This is a genomic window from Thioalkalivibrio sp. AKL6, assembly GCF_000376905.1.
Classification (GTDB): Bacteria; Pseudomonadota; Gammaproteobacteria; order Ectothiorhodospirales; family Ectothiorhodospiraceae; genus Thioalkalivibrio; species Thioalkalivibrio versutus.
On sequence record NZ_AQXS01000009.1, the window covers coordinates 428,380 to 445,654 of the forward strand.

13 protein-coding genes, 1 tRNA gene, 1 other RNA gene and 1 pseudogene are annotated in these 17,275 nt (G+C 67.0%); 15 read left to right on the forward strand and 1 reads right to left on the reverse strand.

Annotated elements, in window-relative coordinates; translation table 11 throughout:
- The first annotated feature begins 89 nt into the window (after positions 1-89).
- The 10 genes from D575_RS0107265 (at position 90) to grxD (ending at position 8,033) form a co-directional block, all read left to right on the forward strand.
- Positions 90-1,835 (forward strand): tetratricopeptide repeat protein, encoded by a 1,746-nt coding sequence (locus D575_RS0107265; protein WP_018145260.1) that lies wholly within the window; start codon positions 90-92, stop codon positions 1,833-1,835.
- Positions 1,832-2,497, forward strand: a complete 666-nt coding sequence (lolB, locus tag D575_RS0107270) for a lipoprotein insertase outer membrane protein LolB (protein ID WP_018145261.1) — start codon at positions 1,832-1,834, stop codon at positions 2,495-2,497. Before D575_RS0107265 ends, lolB begins: the two co-directional genes overlap by 4 nt.
- A 26-nt stretch (positions 2,498-2,523) precedes the next feature.
- Positions 2,524-3,378, forward strand: coding sequence for a 4-(cytidine 5'-diphospho)-2-C-methyl-D-erythritol kinase (gene ispE, locus D575_RS0107275; protein WP_051069925.1), 855 nt, complete (start codon positions 2,524-2,526; stop codon positions 3,376-3,378).
- 336 nt (positions 3,379-3,714) lie between these two features.
- A tRNA-Gln gene (locus tag D575_RS0107280) sits at positions 3,715-3,789 on the forward strand.
- A 33-nt stretch (positions 3,790-3,822) separates the two neighbouring features.
- Positions 3,823-3,947, forward strand: a non-coding RNA gene (locus D575_RS14000) — RtT sRNA.
- A 145-nt stretch (positions 3,948-4,092) separates the two neighbouring features.
- On the forward strand, positions 4,093-5,031 hold the full coding sequence (locus D575_RS0107285; protein ID WP_196799408.1) for a ribose-phosphate diphosphokinase: 939 nt from the start codon (positions 4,093-4,095) through the stop codon (positions 5,029-5,031).
- A gap of 139 nt (positions 5,032-5,170) precedes the next feature.
- Positions 5,171-5,875 carry a 50S ribosomal protein L25/general stress protein Ctc gene (locus tag D575_RS0107290; protein ID WP_018145264.1) on the forward strand — a complete coding sequence of 235 codons (705 nt, stop codon included), beginning with the start codon at positions 5,171-5,173 and terminating at the stop codon, positions 5,873-5,875.
- A 24-nt stretch (positions 5,876-5,899) separates the two neighbouring features.
- Complete coding sequence (gene pth / locus D575_RS0107295; RefSeq protein ID WP_018145265.1) at positions 5,900-6,529, forward strand: aminoacyl-tRNA hydrolase; 630 nt, start codon at positions 5,900-5,902, stop codon at positions 6,527-6,529.
- Complete coding sequence (ychF, locus tag D575_RS0107300; protein ID WP_018145266.1) at positions 6,526-7,620, forward strand: redox-regulated ATPase YchF; 1,095 nt, start codon at positions 6,526-6,528, stop codon at positions 7,618-7,620. Before pth ends, ychF begins: the two co-directional genes overlap by 4 nt.
- An 83-nt stretch (positions 7,621-7,703) precedes the next feature.
- On the forward strand, positions 7,704-8,033 hold the full coding sequence (gene grxD / locus D575_RS0107305; RefSeq protein ID WP_018145267.1) for a Grx4 family monothiol glutaredoxin: 330 nt from the start codon (positions 7,704-7,706) through the stop codon (positions 8,031-8,033).
- Positions 8,034-8,124: 91 nt separating this feature from the next.
- On the opposite strand, the gene rnt is transcribed toward grxD, so the two are convergent.
- Positions 8,125-8,811 carry a ribonuclease T gene (rnt, locus tag D575_RS0107310; RefSeq protein ID WP_018145268.1) on the reverse strand — a complete coding sequence of 229 codons (687 nt, stop codon included), beginning with the start codon at positions 8,809-8,811 and terminating at the stop codon, positions 8,125-8,127.
- Between the two features lie 297 nt (positions 8,812-9,108).
- Between rnt and aceE the strand changes: the two genes are divergently transcribed.
- The 5 genes and pseudogenes from aceE to D575_RS0107335 all read left to right on the forward strand — a co-directional run bounded on the left by aceE (position 9,109) and on the right by D575_RS0107335 (position 17,218).
- Positions 9,109-11,772: a pyruvate dehydrogenase (acetyl-transferring), homodimeric type gene (gene aceE / locus D575_RS0107315; RefSeq protein ID WP_018145269.1), complete on the forward strand. Its 2,664-nt coding sequence runs from the start codon at positions 9,109-9,111 to the stop codon at positions 11,770-11,772.
- Positions 11,768-13,138 (forward strand): annotated as a pseudogene (gene aceF / locus D575_RS0107320) (dihydrolipoyllysine-residue acetyltransferase); the annotation flags it as partial. The gene aceE and the pseudogene aceF, both read left to right, overlap by 5 nt.
- A gap of 24 nt (positions 13,139-13,162) precedes the next feature.
- Entirely contained in the window at positions 13,163-14,950 is a 1,788-nt protein-coding gene (gene lpdA, locus D575_RS0107325) for a dihydrolipoyl dehydrogenase (RefSeq protein ID WP_018145271.1), read from the forward strand.
- 6 nt (positions 14,951-14,956) lie between these two features.
- Positions 14,957-15,937: an OmpA family protein gene (locus tag D575_RS0107330; protein ID WP_026182084.1), complete on the forward strand. Its 981-nt coding sequence runs from the start codon at positions 14,957-14,959 to the stop codon at positions 15,935-15,937.
- A 57-nt stretch (positions 15,938-15,994) separates the two neighbouring features.
- The gene (locus D575_RS0107335; RefSeq protein WP_018145272.1) at positions 15,995-17,218 is read left to right on the forward strand and encodes an argininosuccinate synthase; all 1,224 of its coding nucleotides are present in this window, start codon (positions 15,995-15,997) and stop codon (positions 17,216-17,218) included.
- Positions 17,219-17,275: the final 57 nt, after the last annotated feature.

The window sequence follows — 17,275 nt, forward strand, 5'->3', positions numbered from 1 at the left end:
TGGCGCGCGCCGGCCGGACGTCTCCGTATACCCGTTGTGTGGAACCCGAGCTGTGGAACCCTGGGGGCCGCTGCCCCGTCCCATCCGATATGGCCGCAATGATCCCGATTGGACACAACATGATTCGAAGCCTGCTCGCGCTCACCGCCGTGTTCTCCCTGGTGGGTTGTGCGCATACCCCGCTGGACGCCTCCGAACCGCCGGAGTCGGATCGCCCCGAGGTGCTGCCCTTGATGCAGACCCAGGATCCGGAGGCTGTGCTGATGTTCAGCGTCCTGGCCGCCGAGATCGCGGTGCGCTCCGGCGAGCATGCCGAGGCGGCGCGCTATTACGGAGCCGCGGCGTTGCTGAGCGACGATCCGGCCATCGCCGAGCGTGCCACCCGGATCGCCTTGTTCGCGCGCGAGCCGGAATACGCACAGCGTTCGGCCGACCGTTGGCTGCGTCTGGCCCCCGAGAGCACCGATGCCAGCCAGGTTTCGACGGTCCTGCGGATCAACGCCGGTGATGCCGGGCAGGCGGCCGAACAGCTGGATTCGCTGATGAATCGCGTCGTGGTGCAGGGCGGCGACCCCTACGCGACCCTGGGTGGTGTGATTGGTCAGGCTCAGGACCAGCAGGCGGCCATGGAGACCATGCACCTGCTGGCCGAGCGCCGCCGCGACGACGTGGGCGTGCATCGCGTGCAGGCCGAGGCCGCGCTGCGCTTTGGCGAGCCAGGTGAGGAGGTGCTTGCGGTGACCGAGCGGGCCGCCGAGCGCTTCCCGGAATCGGTCCAGCTGCGTTTGCTGCATGCGCGGGCCCAGAGCGAGGCCGGGCATGACGATGCGGCGGTCGAGACCCTGCGCGCGACCGTGGAGGCGCACCCGGACAGTCGCGAGGCCCGTCTGGGATACGCGCGGGTCCTGACCGAGATGGAAGATGACGTCTTCGCCCGCGAGGAGATGGACCGCCTGGTGGAGATGGCGCCGGAGGATGCCCAGCTCCTGTTGGCGCTTGCCCTGATGAACCTGGAGGCGGAGCAACTGGGCCCCGCGCGGGATTACCTCGAACGCCTGGATGCCATGGGTGAGCGCGAGAACGACGTCGCGTACTACCTGGGGCGCTTGCACGAGATGGCCGACGAGCCGGAGGCCGCCCTGGACGCCTACGCCCGCGTGGAGGCCGGCGACCATGCCGAGGATGCCCACCTGCGCAGCGCGCGCCTGACGCTCAAACACGACGGGGCCGAGGCCGCTCGTGACCTTTTCGACCCCATGCAGCAGGGCGTGGATGAGGATCTGGCCCGGCGCGCCTATTTGGCCGAGGCGAACGCCCTGCGCGAGCTGGGCGAGTATGCCGAGGCCCGCAGCCGGTTGAACCGCGGTCTGGTGCAGTTTCCGGGCAGTACGCAGCTGCTGTACCTGCGCGGGCTGGTCCACGAGCGCGAGGACGACATTACGGCGGCCGAGGCCGATTTCCGCGCGATCCTCGAGTCCGATCCGGAGAATATCGCCGCGCTGAACGCCCTGGGTTACACCCTGGCGGACCGAACCGATCGTTATGACGAGGCCTACGAATTGATCCTGCGCGCCTATGAGCGGGAGCCGGATGACGCCGCGATCATCGACAGCTATGGCTGGGTCCTGTACCGCCTGGGCCGCCTCGAAGAGGCCGAGACCCAGCTGCGGCGTGCCTACTCGCTGTCGGACGACGGCGAGATCGCCAGCAACCTGGCGGTGGTGTTGTGGGAGCGTGGCGAGCGTGCAGAAGCCCGGGAGGTCCTCGAGGCCGCGCTGGAACGCGAGCCCGGGCATAAGCGCCTGCAGCGCGTGCGCAACGATCTGATCGAATGAACGGGCACGGGACGACGCGATCGCCGCGACGGATCCGGGGCGCGGGGTGGCTGGCCGGGCTGGTGGGTGGCTGGGGGCTGTTGCTCGCGGGCTGTGCTGCCCCTCTGCCCGAGGCGGACACCTCGCCAGCGGCCGAGGCGGCCTTCGAGGAGCGCACCGAGCAGCTGGCGGCACTGGACAGCTGGCGGCTGGTGGCACGTCTGGGGCTGGCCTCCGGGGAGGAATACTGGTCGGCCCAGCTCAACTGGCGGGTGCAGGAAGGCCAGCATGTGCTGGACCTGTCCGGCCCGATGGGGCGCGGCGGCGGGCGTCTGACGCTCTCGGATAACGGGCGCGCGCTGCTGGTCACGCGGTCCGGCGAGCGCTTCCAGGCGCAGGACCCGGATACCTTGGTGGCCCGGGTGCTGGGCGAATCCATCCCGGTCAGCGGGATGATCTACTGGGTGCGCGGCCTGCTGCACCCGGAGGCCTCCTACCAGCTGGATATCGATGCGGACGGCCGCCCCCTGGAGATCCTGCAGTCCGGCTGGGCCATCGAATACACCGAGTTCGAAGAGATCAACGGCGTGCCCATGCCGGTCGCGATGGTCCTCGAGCGCGACGAGGTCGAGCTGCGCGCGCGCATCGGCCGGTGGCAGCTAGGGCCGGACGAGACGTGGTGAGTGCGGCGACGGGCGGGGGGTTCGGGATGCCGTTTCCGGCCCCGGCCAAGATCAACCGTTTCCTGCACATCACCGGCCGCCGGCCGGATGGTTATCATGAGCTGCAGACGGTGTTCCAGTTCCTCGGGCTGGAAGACCGCCTGCGCTTCGATCCCCTGCCCGAGGGACGCTTCGAGATGGCCGGCGAGGCCATCGATGGGCAGGACAACCTCTGCCTGCGGGCGGCCCGGCGCCTGGCCGAGGTGGCGGACAAGTCCTTCGGCGTGCGCATCCACCTCGACAAGCGGATCCCGGTGGGCGGCGGCCTGGGTGGCGGCAGCTCCGATGCCGCCACCACGCTGGTGGCCCTGAACTACCTGTTCGATCTGGCGTGTCCAGTCGAGCAACTGGCGGCGATCGGGCTGGAGCTGGGCGCCGATGTGCCGGTGTTCGTCGCCGGGCATGCGGCGTGGGCCGAAGGGGTGGGCGAACGACTTGCGCCCGTGGCCCCGGACACGGGCTGGATTCTGCTGATCGACCCGGGCGTTTCGGTTGCCACGGGGGCCATGTTCGGGTGTGCGGAATTGACACGCGACTGCGCCACCGAGACAATTTCGTCCGCGATCGATGCCGAGCGGTTCGTGAACGTGTTCGAACCGGTCGTTCGGGCACGCTATCCGGAGGTCGATCACGCGCTGGCCTGGCTGGCGGATCAAAGCCCCCGGGCGTATTTGAGCGGGAGCGGCGGCTGTGTGTTCGGGATGTTTCCCGATGAGGGGACGGCCCGGGCAGCGCAGTCCGCGCAGCCCGCCCCGTGGAAAAGTTGGGTGACGACGTTGCAGAACGCGTCACCCTTGCAGGCCTGGTTACCGCCATGCGGCGGTAACACCGAAAAAGAATAAGTCCACCTAAGGGTGGCGCGCAGCGCCATCATCCTGCCGGCCCGGATCGGCAACGCCGATCCGTGGGATGGACCGGGCACGGTGCCGGCCAGGCAGTACAATTAGAGTTCAGCGAGATATTGGGCCGTAGCCAAGCGGTAAGGCAGCGGGTTTTGATCCCGCCATGCGCAGGTTCGACGCGAGCGGCGAAGCCGCGACCGACCGTCGCCGAAGGTGACGGCCCGTAAGGGTGGCGCGTAGCGCCATCATCCTGCCGGCCCGAATCGGCCTTGCCGATTCGCGGGGTGAGCCGGGCACGGCGCCGGTCAGGAAGTACAATAGAGTTCAGGGAGATATTGGGCCGTAGCCAAGCGGTAAGGCAGCGGGTTTTGATCCCGCCATGCGCAGGTTCGAATCCTGCCGGCCCAGCCATACAATCAGACCCGCGCCTCGGGCGCGGGTCACCCAAACTGCCGGGACGGCAGGATGAGAACCGGGTTCGACTCGAGCGGCATCGCCGCGAGAGAACGCCGCCGCAGGCGGCGGCCCGAAGGGCGGCGCGCAGCGCCGTAATCCTGCCGGCCCAGCCAACAATCGCTTCGCGCCAGAAGGGCGCGAAGCAAAACCACCAAGACCCCGGTCCCGATCCGGGGTCTATAATTTGGAGCTCGGGCGTTCTAGCGCGCTCGCTCCACTCCATCCAGACCGGGACGAACCGTGGTCGACAAGAATCGCATGATGATCTTCGCGGGCAATGCCAACCCGCGTCTCGCCCAGGCCGTTGCGGAGCACCTGGGGCTGCCGATGGGCAAGGCCATCGTGGGGCGTTTCAGCGATGGCGAGGTGCAGGTCGAGCTGCTTGAGAACGTGCGCGGCCGCGACGTCTTCCTGATCCAGCCGACGGGGCAGCCGACCAACGAAAACATCATGGAGCTGGTGATCATGGTGGATGCGCTGCGCCGCGCCTCGGCCGGACGCATCACCACGGTGATCCCGTATTTCGGTTATGCGCGCCAGGACCGTCGTGTGCGCTCGGCGCGGGTGCCGATCTCGGCCAAGGTGGTCGCCAACATGATCGAGGCGGTGGGCGCGGATCGCGTGCTGACCATCGACGTGCACGCCGACCAGGTTCAGGGTTTCTTCAACGTCCCGGTGGACAACATCTATGCCTCGCCGGTGCTGCTGGGCGACGTCTGGCGGCATGTCTCGGGCGATCTGACCGTGGTGTCGCCGGATGTCGGCGGGGTGGTGCGTGCCCGCGCCATCGCCAAGCGGCTGGATGACGCCGATCTGGCGATCATCGACAAGCGCCGCCCGCGTGCCAACGAGTCCGAGGTGATGCACATCATCGGGGATGTGCGCGGCAAGTCCTGCATCATCATTGACGACCTGGTGGATACCGCCGGTACGCTCTGCCAGGCCGCGAAGGCCCTGAAGGCACACGGGGCGCACTCGGTGATGGCCTATGCCACGCACCCCGTGCTTTCCGGCGCGGCAATTGATAATATAAACGGTTCGGCGCTTGACGAGCTGGTGGTGACCGACACCCTGGCCCTGCAGCCCAATGCGCAGGCCTGCGAAAAGATTCGTCAGCTGTCGGTCGCGGAGATGCTTGCGGAGACCATCCGCCGCATCAACCTCGAGGAGTCCGTCAGCTCGTTGTTCATGGACTAGGCCCGTGTGGGCTGGAGCTGTGGACCGGCGATAACCGATTTCGGGAGGCTTGCCTCCCATTCAGCGCCCCGCCTGGTCGCGGGCGGGGTGTGTTCAAGGCGCTTCGGGTGAAGCGCCTTTCATTTTGGAGACCGTAGCAATGAGCATGAGCTTTACCATTGAAGCCGAGAAGCGTGACGAACAGGGTTCGAGTGCGAGCCGCCGCCTGCGTCGCGCTGGCAAGCTGCCCGCCATCCTGTACGGAGCGGACAAGGACGCCGTGGCCATCACGCTGGATCACAATGCGATGGTCCATAACCTCAAGGAAGATGCGTTCTATTCGCACATCCTGAGCGTGAAGCTGGGCGGCAAGACCGAGAAGGCGATCCTGCGTGATGTACAGCGCCATCCGTTCAAGCCGACCATCTACCACGTCGACCTGATGCGCGTGAGCGCCAATCAGCCGATCCGCGTCAGCGTGCCGCTGCACTTCCACAACGAGGAAGAGTGCAAGGGCGTGAAGCTGGGCGGTGGCATGGTCAGCCGCATGATCAACGAGCTCGAGGTCGAGTGTCTGCCGGGCGATCTGCCCGAGTCCATCGATCTCGATGTGATCGAGCTGGATGTCGGTGACACCTTGCACATCTCCGAGCTGAAGCTGCCGGAAGGCGTGCAGAGCGTGGCCCTGATGCACGGCGAGGAATACGACTACGCCGTGGTCAGCGTGCTGCTGCCGCGTTCCGCGAAGGCGGAAGAGGAAGAGCTCGAAGGCGAAGAAGCCGCGGAAGCCGAGGGTGGCGCAGAAGCCGAGGGTGGCGACGAGACCGCTTCCGGCGACGAGTCGGAGTCCGGGGACAAGGAGTAAGCCTTGCGGCTTGCCGCCTGACTGATGGCGATCCAACCCGAACCGATCCGTCTCGTGGTCGGGCTGGGCAACCCGGGCCCGCGTTATGCCGAAACCCGGCATAACGCGGGTTTCTGGTTTGTGGACACCCTGGCCCGCCGCTATGGCACGGAGCTCCGCCCCGAGAGTCGCTTCGATGGCGAGGCGGCACGTCTGACCCTGCCGGACGGCGACTGCTGGCTGCTCAAGCCCATGAGCTTCATGAACAAGAGTGGCCTGCCGGTACGCAAGTGCGCGGATTTCTACCGCATCCCGCCCGCGGCCATCCTGGTCGTGCATGACGAGCTGGATCTCGATCCTGGCGTAGTGCGGCTGAAGCTGGGCGGCGGCCATGGTGGACACAACGGGCTGCGCGATCTGCACCGCCACATGGGCGGGCCGGACTACGCCCGGCTGCGGGTCGGGATCGGCCACCCGGGGCATCGTGACGACGTGGTGCCGTTCGTGCTCGATCGCCCTGGGCGGGATGATGCCCGGGCCATCGAGGAGGCCATCGATACGGCCCTGGACCAGATCCCGGCCCTGGTGGCCGGGCGCTGGGACGAGGCCGTGCGCAATCTGCATGGGGGTGGGTCGAAGCCGACCGGCCCCAAGAACTCCGAGGAAGCCCGATGAGTCTGAAATGCGGGATCGTGGGCCTGCCGAATGTCGGCAAGTCCACCCTGTTCAATGCCCTCACGCGCGCGGACATCGCGGCGGAGAACTATCCCTTCTGCACCATCGATCCGAACGTGGGCGTGGTGGAGGTCCCGGATCCGCGGCTGACGCAGCTCGCCGAGATCGTTAAGCCCCAGCGCACGCTGCCGACCACGGTCGAATTCGTGGACATCGCCGGCCTGGTCGCGGGCGCCGCCCAGGGCGAGGGGCTGGGCAACCAGTTCCTGGCGCATATCCGCGAGACGGATGCGATCGCCCAGGTGGTGCGTTGTTTCGAGGATGACGACATCGTGCATGTCGCCGGCAAGGTCGATCCGCTCGCGGATATCGAGACCATCAGCACCGAGCTGATGCTGGCGGATCTCGAGACGGTGAACAAGGCGCTTTCCCGTCTGGCGCGTGCGGCCAAGTCGCAGGACAAGACCGCCATCGCCCAGTTGCAGGCGGCCGAGAAGGTGTCGGCGGGCCTTGATCGGGGCATTCCGGCACGGGCGCAGGGTCTGGACGAGGACGAGCGGCGGGCCCTGTACGACCTGCACCTTCTGACCCTCAAGCCGGCGATGTACATTGCCAATGTGGACGAGGCCTCGCTGTCCGCTGGCAATGCCATGGTCGAGGCCGTGCAGGCGAAGGCGGCCGAGGAGGGCGCCGAGGTGGTCAGTGTCTGCGCCGCCATCGAGGCCGAGATCGCGGTGCTGGATCCCGGGGAACGTACCGAGTTCCTGGCCGACCTGGGTCTCGAGGAGCCGGGGCTGGACCGGGTGATCCGGACGGCCTACCGCCTGTTGAACCTGCAGACCTTCTTCACCGCGGGCGAGAAGGAGGTGCGTGCCTGGACCGTGCGCCAGGGCTCCACTGCGCCGCAGGGGGCGGGGGCGATCCACACGGATTTCGAGCGCGGTTTCATCCGTGCCGAGGTGGTGGGGTACGACGACTTCGTCGGATACAACGGCGAGCAGGGTGCGAAGGACGCGGGGAAATGGCGCCTCGAAGGCAAGGAATACGTGCTGAGAGAGGGCGACGTGGTACATTTCCGCTTCAATGTCTGAGCGTTATACTAGGAAATAGGTTTGGGGCGTGCCGCGATGCGCGGCTGCGCCCTGTTTTGGCACCAAATTTCGGGAGTACAGTAATGGACGTAATGGATCGCATCCGCCAGCAGGTGGAAGACAATCCGGTGGTGATCTTCATGAAGGGCACCCCGCAGTTCCCCATGTGTGGGTTCTCCAGCCGTGCGGTGGAGGCGCTCAAGCGCTGCGACCAGGAATTTGGCTACGTGAACGTGATCGCGGATCAGGAAGTCATGCAGAATCTGCCGCGCTTCGCCGACTGGCCGACTTTTCCGCAGGTCTATATCGACGGCGAACTGGTCGGGGGCTGCGACATCACCCTCGAGATGTTCGAGAGCGGCGAGCTGAAGAAGATGGTCGACGAGGCCCACGCCAAGCGCGCGGCCAGCTAGGCTGAACCGGCCCGGCGGCCATACGGTCGTCCGGCATATGACCCGTCACCCGGGCGCCCTTGTGGCGGCTCGGGCGGCGGGTTTTTTGCGTTCAACTCCCGGGCGGGAGCTCTTCCGGGTCGGGCAGGCGCAGGGCGTTTTGTGGCACCCCGATCCCGTCCTGCCAGCGGTTGGTGATCTGGCAGAAGATGTCCGCCGTCTTTTCCGCATCGAAGGCCGCGCTGTGCGCCGACTCGGTGTCCCAGCCCAGTCCTGCGGCGTCCGCCGCGCGCGCCAGCACGGTCTGGCCAAAGGCCAGTGCCGCCAGGGATACCGTGTCCAGGCTGCTGAACGGGTGGAACGGGTTGCGCTTGATGCCGCAGCGCTCGGCCGTCGCGTGCACGAAGCCCAGGTCGAAGTGGGCGTTATGCCCCACCAGCACCGCGCGCTTGCAGTGATTGACCTTCACCTCCCGACGTACCTCGCTGAACACCTTGCCCATCGCCTGATCCTCGGGGTAGGCCGCGCGCAGCGGGTGGTAGGGGTCGATGCCGTTGACCTCCAGCGACTTCGGGTCCATTTCCGAACCCTCGAACGGCCGCACATGCACGCTGACCGTGCGGTCGCGCACCAGGTGGTCGTTCGCGTCGCGGCGCAGAAACACCGCAGCGATCTGCAGCAAGGCATGTCGGTGGCAGTCGAAGCCGCCGGTCTCCACGTCGACGACCACCGGCAGGAAGCCGCGGAAGCGGTTCGCCATCGGGCGGTGATTGGGGTCCAGCTGCAGAGTTTCGGGCATTGAGGTACTCGGTTTCGGGTGCGGCGGTGGTTCGGGATGTCGGCGGCGCCGGGCGGGGCATTGTCCCGCGTTCCGGCTGTTTAGGCGGGTTGCGCGCACTTTGCGCACGTTCCCGCAGATTTCCCCGACGATCGGCGCCATAGCGGGCTTTCGCTTGACCTGTTGGCGGGACAGTCGGGATACTTGCGCCTTTTATGCCCGCCCAACACCGGCGCATGGTAGCAAATGCCCGCCTGCCCGGTGGCCCGGCCCCGTAGTGGCAACCCGATTCCCAACCCGTTTTCAGGGGTAGAGCGCATGGACCCGAACGCGACCGAACACGATATCGACCCGCAGGAGACCCAGGAGTGGATCGACGCCCTGGCCTCCGTGCTGGAGACGGATGGCCCGGAGCGGGCCCATGCCCTCCTCGAGCGACTGGTCGACAAGGCGCGCCGCAGCGGGGCCTACCTCCCGTACTCCGCCAACACTGCCTATGTGAACACGATCCCCACCCACCTCGAACCGGAATATCCGGGCGATGGCGCGGTGGAGCATCGCATCCGTTCCTATATCCGCTGGAACGCGATGGCCATGGTGGTCAAGGCCAACCGCGCCTCCGCCGAGCTGGGCGGGCATATCGCGACCTTTGCCTCGGCCGCGACCCTGTACGACGTCGGTTTCAACCACTTCTGGCATGCCCCTGCGCATGACCACGGCGGTGACCTGCTGTTTGCCCAGGGCCATTCCTCGCCGGGTATCTACGCCCGCGCGTTCATGGAGGGGCGCTTGAGCGAGGAGCAGCTGGACCACTTCCGCCGCGAGGTGGACGGCAAGGGCCTGTCCTCGTATCCGCACCCCTGGCTGATGCCGGACTTCTGGCAGTTCCCGACCGTGTCCATGGGGCTTGGTCCGATCATGAGCATCTACCAGGCGCGCTTCATGCGCTACCTGCAGGACCGCGGCCTGGCGCAGACCAAGAACCGCCGTGTGTGGAGCTTCGTCGGGGACGGCGAGGTGGACGAGCCGGAGACCCTGGGGGCGATCACCCTGGCCTCGCGCGAGAAGCTGGACAACCTGACCTGGGTGGTGAACTGCAACCTGCAGCGCCTGGACGGCCCGGTGCGTGGCAACGGCAAGATCGTGCAGGAGCTGGAGGCGATCTTCCGCGGCGCCGGCTGGAACGTGGTCAAGGTCCTGTGGGGCCGCTACTGGGATCCGCTGCTGGCCAAGGACACCGACGGCCTGCTGCAAAAACGCATGATGGAGGCGGTCGATGGCGACTATCAGAATTACAAGTCGCGCGACGGCGCCTACGTGCGCGAGCACTTCTTTGGCAAGTATCCCGAACTCCAGCGCATGGTGGCCAACATGTCCGACGAGGACATCTGGCGTCTGAATCGCGGGGGGCACGACCCGGTCAAGGTCTATGCGGCTTACAAGGCGGCAGCCGAGCACACGGGGCAGCCGACGGTGATCCTCGCGCACACCGTGAAGGGCTATGGCATGGGCGCGGCGGGCGAGGCCCAGAACCGCACCCACAGCCAGAAGAAGATGGATTCGGACGACATGAAGCAGTTCCGCGACCGCTTCAATATCCCGCTGTCCGACGAGCAGGTGGAGAAGGCCGAATACATCAAGCCGGATCCCGACTCCGAAGAGATGAAGTACATGAACGCGCGGCGCAACGACCTGGGCGGGCATCTGCCCGTGCGCCGGCCGCTGGCCACGCCGCTCGAAGTGCCCGGGCTGGATGCGTTTAACGGCCTGCTGGAGGCTTCCGGCGAGCGCGAGATGTCGACCACCATGGCCTTCGTGCGGCTGCTGACCCTGCTTGCCCGCGACAAGAAGATCGGCAAGAACGTGGTTCCGATCGTGCCCGACGAGGCCCGCACCTTCGGCATGGAAGGGCTGTTCCGTCAGCTGGGGATCTACTCCTCGGTCGGTCAGCTCTACGAGCCGCAGGACAAGGACCAGGTGATGTATTACAAGGAGGACAAGAAGGGCCAGATCCTGGAAGAAGGGATCAACGAGGCCGGTTCCATGTCCTCCTGGATCGCGGCGGCGACCTCCTACTCCACGCATGGCGTGGCAATGGTGCCGTTCTACATCTTCTACTCGATGTTCGGCTTCCAGCGCGTCGGCGACCTGATCTGGGCGGCCGGGGACATGCGCGCCCGCGGCTTCCTGATGGGTGCCACCGCCGGGCGCACCACCCTGGCCGGGGAGGGCCTGCAGCACGACGACGGCCACAGCCAGATGATGGCGGCCAACGTCCCCAACTGCATCGCCTACGACCCGACCTTCGCCTACGAGCTGGCGGTGATCGTGCAGGACGGCATGCGCCGCATGTACGCGGAGCAGCAAAGCGTCTTCTATTACATCACCGTGATGAACGAGAACTACCCGCAGCCGGCCATGCCGAAGGGCGCCGAGGAAGGTATCCGCCGCGGGCTGTATCGCTTCCAGGCGGGCGGGCGCAAGAAAAAGAAGGTGCGCCTGCTGGGCTCCGGCACCATCCTGCGCGAGGCTATCGCCGCCGCCGAACTGCTGGACAACGACTTCGGCGTGGCCGCCGAGGTGTGGAGCGCGACCAGCTTCAACGAACTGGCCCGCGACGGCCGCGATGCCGACCGTCATGCGCGCCTGAACCCGGAGGCCAAGCCGCGCAAGTCCTGGGTGGAGGAGTGCCTGGGTGGTTCGGATGACCCGGTCATCGCCGCGACCGACTACGTCCAGGCCTACGCCGATCAGATCCGCGCCTTCGTGCCGGCCGACTACCGCGTGCTGGGCACCGACGGCTTCGGCCGCTCGGACACCCGCGCGGCGCTGCGTCGGCACTTCGAGGTCGATCGTTACCACATCGCGGTCACGGCCCTGAAGGCCCTGGCCGACGCCGGGACCGTCGAGGCCAAGACCGTCTCCGACGCGATCAAGAAGTACAAGATCGACGTCGAACGGCCCAACCCCTTGCAGGCCTGAGGCCGCCGGTACCGAGGCAGGAGCAGACATGAGCAACACGACTACCGTGCACGTACCGGACATCGGTGACTTCAAGGACGTCGAGATCATCGAGGTGATCGTGAGCCCCGGGGATACCATCGCCCCGGAGGATCCCCTGATCACGCTCGAATCGGACAAGGCCTCCATCGAGATCCCGGCCCCGCAGGGCGGGACCGTGAAAGCAGTCAAGGTAAAGGCCGGCGACCGCGTCAACGAGGGCGATCCGATCCTGGAACTGGAACCCTCCGACGAGGGCGGGGCCGAAGCAGCCCCTGCGAAGGACGACGCCGGGCAAGACGAGCCGTCGAAGCAGGAGGCGTCGTCTTCGGATGCCGGGGGTGAATCGGCCCCCGCCACCGAGAAGCCGAAGCAGCCCGAGGCATCAAAACCTGCCGACCGGGCCGACCCGCGCCCGTCGCCTACCGAGCACATCCGTGACGAGTCGGCCTTCCGCAAGGCGCATGCCTCGCCGGTGGTGCGCAAGTTCGCGCGCGAGCTGGGCGTGGACCTGAGCAAGGTCGACGGCTCCGGGCGCAAGGGGCGCATCCTGCGCGAGGACGTGCAGGGCTTCGTCAAACGCGCCTTGAGCCAGGGCGCTGGCGGTGGCCTGGGCGTTGAGCCGATGCCGGAGATCGACTTCTCCGAGTTCGGCCCGGTCGAGACCCAGCCGCTGTCGAAGATCAACAAGCTCACCGGCAAGAACCTGCACCGCAACTGGGTCACCGTCCCGCACGTGACCCAGTTCGACGAGGCCGACATCACCGAGCTCGAGGATTTCCGCAAGTCGCTGAAGGCCGAGTACGAGAAGAAGGGTGTGAAGGTCACCTTCCTGCCGTTCCTGATGAAGGCGGTGGTCTCCGCGCTCAAGCAGTACCCGCGTTTCAACGCCTCGCTGGACGCGACCGGCGAGAATCTGATCATCAAGCAGTACTACAACCTCGGCATCGCGGTGGACACCCCGGACGGCCTGGTCGTCCCGGTGGTGCGCGACGTGGACCGCAAGAGCCTGGTCGATATCGCCTCCGAGCTGATGGACCTGTCCCAGCGCGCCCGCGACAAGAAGCTCAAGCCGGCGGACATGCAGGGTGGATGCCTGACCATCTCCAGCCTCGGCGGGATCGGCGGCACCCAGTTCACCCCGATCGTGAATGCCCCCGAGGTCGCGATCCTGGGCGTATCGCGCTCCAGCATGAAGCCGGTCTGGAACGGTAAGGACTTCGAGCCGCGCCTGATCCTGCCGCTGGCGCTGTCGTACGATCACCGGGTGATCGACGGCGCCCTGGGCGCGCGCTTCGCCACCACCCTGAGCGGACTGTTGTCCGACATGCGCCGCATGCTGCTGTAACCGAATTCGAACCGGAGCGATTGGATGAGCCAGACCAAGACCATCGAGGTCCCGGACATCGGGGATTTCAAGGACGTCGAGATTATCGAGGTCCTGGTACAGCCGGGCAGCGAGATCGCGCCGGAAGACCCGCTGATCACCCTGGAGTCCGACAAGGCGACCATCGACGTGCCCGCCCCCGAGGCCGGCACGGTGAAGAAGCTGCATGTGAAGGTCGGGGACAAGGTGTCCAAGGGCAGCAAGCTCCTCGATCTCGAGGCCAGTGGCGACGCTGCGGGTGGCGCGGATGCGCCGGCGTCCGGCGGCGGCGAAAAGGCCGAATCCTCGAAGGCGGAGTCCGGCGCCGCGAGTGAGTCGAAAAAGGCGGCGGCCCCCAAGGCGGCTGCCGACCCGAACACCGACAGCCAGTGCCAGGTGCTGGTGCTGGGTTCCGGCCCCGGTGGTTATACCGCCGCCTTCCGCGCCGCGGATCTGGGGCTGGACGTGGTGATGGTCGAGCGCTATCCGCAGATCGGCGGCGTGTGCCTGAACGTCGGCTGCATCCCGTCCAAGGCGCTGTTGCATGCCGGCGAGGTGCTGCACGAGGCCGAGCGCTTCGCGGCGCTGGGCATCAAGTTCGGCGAGCCGGAGATCGACCTCGACGGGCTGCGTGGCTACAAGGGCAACGCGGTCAAGAAGCTGACCGGCGGCCTCAAGCAGTTGTGCAAGCAGCGCAAGGTGCGCGTGGTGCAGGGCACGGGCGAATTCGTCGGTGCCAACAGCATCGCGGTCGAGGGCGATGACGGTCGCGAGGTGATCGGCTTCGAGCACGCGATCATCGCGGTCGGTTCGCAGGCGATCAAGCTGCCCGGCTTCCCCTGGGACGACGAGCGGGTGATGGATTCCACCGACGCGCTGGACCTGGCCGAGATCCCGGAGCGCATGCTGGTGGTCGGCGGCGGCATCATCGGCCTGGAGATGGCCTGTGTGTACGAGGCGCTGGGTTCCAAGGTCACGGTGGTGGAGCTGTCCGACACCCTGATGCCGGGCGCGGACCGCGACATCGTGCGCCCGTTCGAGAAGCGCGCGAAGAAGCGCTTCGAGAACATCTTCCTCAAGAGCAAGGTGTCCGAGGCCAAGGCCACCAAGGCCGGGATCGTCTGCCAGTTCGAGGGCGAGGCCAAGGGCCTGCCGGAAGAGGACACTTTCGATCGCGTGCTGGTCGCCGTGGGTCGCGGCCCGAACGGGGCGAAGATCAAGGCCGAGGCGGCCGGTGTGCAGGTGAGCGAGCGCGGCTTCATCGAGGTCGACAGCCAGCAGCGCACCAACGTCGAGCACATCTTCGCCATCGGCGACGTGGTCGGCCAGCCGATGCTGGCGCACAAGGCCACTCACGAGGGCAAGGTTGCCGCCGAGGTGATCGCCGGACACAAGGTCCACTTCGACGCCCGTGCCATCCCGTCGGTGGCCTATACCCACCCCGAGGTCGCCTGGATGGGCGTGACCGAGGAGCAGGCCAAGGTCGACGGTATCGAATACACCAAGGGCGTGTTCCCCTGGGCTGCCTCCGGGCGGGCGATCGCGCTGGGTGCCGAGGACGGCCTGACCAAACTGCTGTTCGACGCGGATGGCCGCGTGATCGGAGCCGGTATCGTCGGCCCGTCCGCCGGCGACCTGATCGGCGAGGCGATGCTGGCGCTGGAGATGGGCGCCGAGATGGAAGACATCGGTCTGACCGTGCACCCGCACCCGACGCTCAGCGAGACGGTGGCCTTCGCCGCCGAGGTCGCGCACGGCTCGATCACCGACATCCTGCCGCCGAAAAAGCGCTAGCGGGTCATGGCCCGCTTGCGCCAGTGGCTGCGTTGCGCACTCCCGGGATTGGTGCTGCTGGGGGTGGGTATGGCCACGGCGGGTGCTGCGCCCTACAGCGAACCGCTGGAGCGTAGTGACTGGCAGCTGACCGAGGAAGATGCCACCTGTCGCATCCAACAGACCGTGCGTCACGGCGGTACGCTGCGTTTCGAGGCCCGGCCGGGCCTGTTGACCGCAGTCTTCTGGCAGGCCCCCTACGCGATGCCGGCGGGCGGCGCGCCGCGGCTGCGTACCGGCGCGCCGGAATGGCTGCGCCCGGCGACGCAATCGCCGCTAGATGTGCGGTTGCAGCCCCGCGACGCCCACCTGTTCCGGGTTCCCCAGGCGTTGGCGCAGCCCCTGAAGGCCCGTCTTCTGGCCGGCCATGACGTGCGCATTGATTTTCCCGATGGCGACGACTCGGTGCACTTCCGGGGTATCCGCTTTGCCCTGCGGGCGCGGGATTTTCGCGCCTGTTACGGGGAGCAGGACACGCCTGCCGCGACCCCGGAAACGGGGGCCCTGGACCGCTGGAGTGTCTATTTCGAAACGGGTAGCCATCGTCTGGATGCCGAGGCGCGCGAGGTTCTGCAACGTGCGGCCCGAGTCCTGGCGGCTGCGGAGGCCCCACGCATTCGGGTCGTTGGCTGGACGGATGCCGCCGGCCCGCTGGAGATCAACCGCCCCCTCAGCCGCAATCGTGCCGAGGTGGTGCGTGAGGCCCTGGTGGAAGCGGGCGTCCCGGCCGCGCGCGTCGAGATCGAGGCCCCGGGTGTGGATCCGGCCGCCGATAGCGCGCGTCAGGCCTCGCGGCGCAGTGATATTTGGTGGCTGGATACGGGCGATTCGGGCGCGGGCGGCGCTTCGGTTGAGGTGCTGCCGGGCGCCGGCCCGGAAGAGCCTGAGGGCCACGATCCGCGCCCCGATTCGGCCCCGGCTGCGCCCTCCGAGACCCCGGCGTGGTAGTGACGCTAGCCGTCAAAACGACTATATCTTTACCTTAGGAAAAGGATAGAAATTCTTATGAGCTCCTCGATCAAGCGCGTCGTCCTTGCATACTCCGGCGGTCTGGATACCTCGGTCATCCTCAAATGGTTGGAGGATCAATACGGCTGCGAGGTCATCACCTTCACCGCCGATCTGGGCCAGGGCGAGGAGGTCGAGCCGGCCCGCGCCAAGGCCGAGGCCCTGGGGGTGAAGCAGATCTACATCGAGGACCTGCGCGAGATCTTCGTGCGCGATTACGTGTTCCCGATGTTCCGCGCCAACACGATCTACGAGGGCGAGTACCTGCTGGGTACCTCCATCGCGCGCCCGCTGATCGCACGGCGCCTGGTCGAGATCGCCGAGGAGACCGGAGCCGACGCGATCGCCCACGGCGCCACCGGCAAGGGCAACGACCAGGTGCGTTTCGAGCTGGGCGCCTACGCGCTGAAGCCGGGCATCAAGGTGATCGCCCCCTGGCGCGAGTGGGACCTGAACTCGCGCGAGCGCCTGATGGCCTACGCCGAGCAGCACAACATCCCGGTGGACTACAAGAAGCAGGGCACCAAGTCACCGTACTCCATGGATGCCAACCTGCTGCACATCTCCTACGAAGGTGGCCCGCTGGAGGACCCGTGGACCGAGGCCGAGGAAGATATGTGGCGCTGGTCGGTCGCCCCCGAGGCGGCCCCTGACGAATCCGAGACCCTGACCATTGGCTTCGAGAAGGGTGATCCGGTCTCGATCAACGGCGAGCGCCTGAGCGCGGCCGAGCTGCTCGCGAAGCTCAACGAGCGCGGCGGGGCCCACGGTGTTGGCCGGCTGGATATTGTCGAAAACCGCTATGTCGGCATGAAGTCGCGCGGCTGCTACGAGACCCCGGGTGGCACGATCCTCTTGCGTGCCCGCCGGGCGCTGGAATCCATCACCCTGGACCGCGAGGCCGCGCACCTGAAGGACGAGCTGATGCCGCGCTACGCCAGCATCATCTACAACGGCTACTGGTGGAGCCCGGAGCGACGCATGCTGCAGGCCGCGATTGACGACACCCAGGGCGTGGTCAACGGCGAGGTGCGCCTGCGCCTGTACAAGGGCAACGTGATCGTCGCGGGGCGTCGTTCCGAGGACACCCTGTTCGACGATGCCATCGCCACCTTCGAGGATGACGCCGGCGCCTACGACCAGAAGGACGCCGAGGGCTTCATCCGCCTGAACGCACTGCGCCTGCGTATCGCCGCCAGCCGCAACCGCAAGCCGACATGACATGAGCGGGGCGGGCCGCCAGCGCTCCTCATTGAGGGTTGCCCCGCTCCGGCGCCC

Coding starts and splice junctions, on each gene's coding strand:
- D575_RS0107265 (WP_018145260.1), top strand. CDS start 90: ATGGCCGCAATGATCCCGATTGGACACAACATGATTCGAAGCCTGCTC.
- lolB (WP_018145261.1), top strand. CDS start 1,832: ATGAACGGGCACGGGACGACGCGATCGCCGCGACGGATCCGGGGCGCG.
- ispE (WP_051069925.1), top strand. CDS start 2,524: ATGCCGTTTCCGGCCCCGGCCAAGATCAACCGTTTCCTGCACATCACC.
- D575_RS0107285 (WP_196799408.1), top strand. CDS start 4,093: ATGATGATCTTCGCGGGCAATGCCAACCCGCGTCTCGCCCAGGCCGTT.
- D575_RS0107290 (WP_018145264.1), top strand. CDS start 5,171: ATGAGCATGAGCTTTACCATTGAAGCCGAGAAGCGTGACGAACAGGGT.
- pth (WP_018145265.1), top strand. CDS start 5,900: ATGGCGATCCAACCCGAACCGATCCGTCTCGTGGTCGGGCTGGGCAAC.
- ychF (WP_018145266.1), top strand. CDS start 6,526: ATGAGTCTGAAATGCGGGATCGTGGGCCTGCCGAATGTCGGCAAGTCC.
- grxD (WP_018145267.1), top strand. CDS start 7,704: ATGGACGTAATGGATCGCATCCGCCAGCAGGTGGAAGACAATCCGGTG.
- rnt (WP_018145268.1), bottom strand. CDS start 8,811: ATGCCCGAAACTCTGCAGCTGGACCCCAATCACCGCCCGATGGCGAAC.
- aceE (WP_018145269.1), top strand. CDS start 9,109: ATGGACCCGAACGCGACCGAACACGATATCGACCCGCAGGAGACCCAG.
- lpdA (WP_018145271.1), top strand. CDS start 13,163: ATGAGCCAGACCAAGACCATCGAGGTCCCGGACATCGGGGATTTCAAG.
- D575_RS0107330 (WP_026182084.1), top strand. CDS start 14,957: ATGGCCCGCTTGCGCCAGTGGCTGCGTTGCGCACTCCCGGGATTGGTG.
- D575_RS0107335 (WP_018145272.1), top strand. CDS start 15,995: ATGAGCTCCTCGATCAAGCGCGTCGTCCTTGCATACTCCGGCGGTCTG.